Annotated in this window: 2 protein-coding genes; one reads left to right on the top strand and one right to left on the bottom strand. The window is 71.5% G+C overall.

Annotated features, from left to right (window positions below):
- Positions 1–102 precede the first annotated feature (102 nt).
- Positions 103–1,641: a DUF7059 domain-containing protein gene (locus HALOF300_RS13575; protein WP_231955365.1), complete on the bottom strand. Its 1,539-nt coding sequence runs from the start codon at positions 1,639–1,641 to the stop codon at positions 103–105.
- A 286-nt stretch (positions 1,642–1,927) separates the two neighbouring features.
- Here HALOF300_RS13575 and HALOF300_RS13570 point away from each other — a divergent pair.
- Positions 1,928–2,137 (top strand): hypothetical protein (locus HALOF300_RS13570; RefSeq protein WP_156741474.1); only part of this gene is annotated, 210 nt, incomplete at its 3' end.

Raw genomic sequence — 2,137 nt, 5'->3', positions numbered from 1 at the left:
GGTGCGCGACTGCGCCGCGGGGGTGCACGGCCGGGCCGGCGCGGCTGCGCGGCGGGGCCGGCGCCGCTCCGCGGCGGATGCGGGTGCGCCCCTCGCCACTCTTCACTCGGGCAGCAGCAGGAGTCCGTCGAGGATCAGCCCGCGAACGTCCGGCAGGACGTCCGCCAGGACGTCGGCGGGCCGGGTGTCGGTGAGCACCGCGACCCCGGACGCGATCTGCCCGACCGTGAGTTCGCCGTCGCTCGCGCCGACCACCGCGGCCAGCGCGGTGCCCGCGCGCACGGTCCGCCCAAGGCCGCCGCCCTGACGAAGCACGATCACCTGCGGGTCCATCTGACCGGGCGTGTAGTGGCGTTCCTCTGTGACGTCCCCGGCCACGCGCAGACGTTGATCGGCGAGCAGCTCGTCCCCGAGGTGCGCGAGGCGGTCCTTCGCGGCGAGGGTCGCGGCGATCGTGGGCCAGAGGGTGGGCGACAGGGTCCCGGTGATCTCCTCACATCGGTGCCACGGCAGGGCGGCCGGGCGCAGTGGCTTGTGCAGGGTGACGTACCCGAACCCGACGGCGTCCACTCCCCTGGCCTCGAAGTCGTCAAGCCAGGCGGTGTAGCCGCGCCGCCACGCGTCCGCGTCTCGGTCCGGGGTGATGCCGCCGTCCCGCAGCCAGGTCTCGGCATACTCGGCAGGGTCGGCGTGCTCGCGCTGGATGACCCAGCCGTCGAGGCCGCTCTCGGCCAGCCACTGCTGGACCCGGTCGAAGGCACCCTCTCCGCGGTGCACCTCCCAGTTCGCGAGGAACTGCGCTATGCCTCCGGGCGCCAGCACCGCGCCGACACCGGTGATCAGGTCACGGACGAGGTCGTCACCGCGGCGACCACCATCGCGGTAGGTGTAGGTCTCCAGGGCCTGTGCCGAATCCTCGGTCCCGCGCGGCGTGATCACGAAGGGCGGGTTGGAGACCACGAGGTCGAACTGCTCCCCCGCCACTGGTTCGAGCATCGAGCCGCGGCGCAGGTCGACGGCGCAGTCGTTCAGGGCGGCATTGAACGCCGCGTAGGAGAGGGCCGCGGCGGAGATGTCAGTACCGACCACCGACTGCGCGAAACCGGCCAGGTTGAGTGCCTGGATCCCGCTCCCGGTACCCAGGTCCAGGGCCCGCCCGACGGGGGTGCGCACCGTGAGTTCGGCCAGGGTGCGCGAGGCGCCGCCGAGGCCGAGGACGTGCTCGGCACCGACGGCGGTGCCCGTGGTGGCCTCGCCGAGGTCGGCGGCGAGCCAGAATCCGCCGCCGGAGGTGTCCACCGGGCGTAGGTCGACGCGTGCGGTGACCCGGTCCTCCGGTGCCGTGCCGGCGGCGGACAACAGGCCGAGTCCGGCGGCGCCCTCGACGCCGAGCTCCGGGAGCGCACCCGTCGCCTCGGCGACCGTGACGTCGTCGCCGAGGATGAAGAGCCGGACGAGTACGGCGGCCGGGTCGTCGCTGCTGCGGGCCGTGCGGATCGCCGGGAGCACCTGCTCGCGCGCCATCGCTGCCGTCGCGAGCTCGCCGAGCACGTCGGCGAGGGTGTCGACGTCGTAGTGGCTGTGCAAGAGGTCGGATCGCAACCGGTCGATCTGCTGGGGCGAGCCGCCGATGCCTGTCACAGCGGCAATCGTAGGGGCGCTACAGGTGGTGCCGCGACGGTCGCCATAGGCCACGCCTACGACATGCGCGCTAGCTCCCGTTCAGCCCTGTGGATGGGGTGTCATCGGGGCCTCGCGGAGCCTGGTTTTGGGTTGGTTGGATGGGCTGATGTCCCTGTATCCACAACGGAAATCGGGGTTCTTGCGCTGTCGGTAGGGCGTCCTAGAGTGGAGCTCAAGCAGTCAAACGCACGTATGAAACGGTCAGCGTTTCGGATCCAGGGCTTCGATGGGGAGGTGAGCACACATGGACGACACCACCACCACCACGTCCGGTGGTCCGTCGCCGGCGGGTGTGGCGCTCGCGTCCCGGATGCACCTGTCGTTGGGGGATCTGATGGCCGGGTCGTTGGAGGATCAGCTCATCGCGATGGACGCGCTGACGTCCTCGATCGCTGCCGGTGACCCGATCGAGGAGTCCGACCGGTACGGGACCACGTTCCTGGGCCAGGCCGCG

The sequence above is a fragment of the Occultella aeris genome, from assembly GCF_902703175.1.
GTDB classification, from domain to species: Bacteria; Actinomycetota; Actinomycetes; order Actinomycetales; family Beutenbergiaceae; genus Occultella; species Occultella aeris.
The sequence above is the reverse complement of the archived record's forward strand: the minus strand, read 5'-3'. Positions and strand labels throughout refer to the sequence as shown.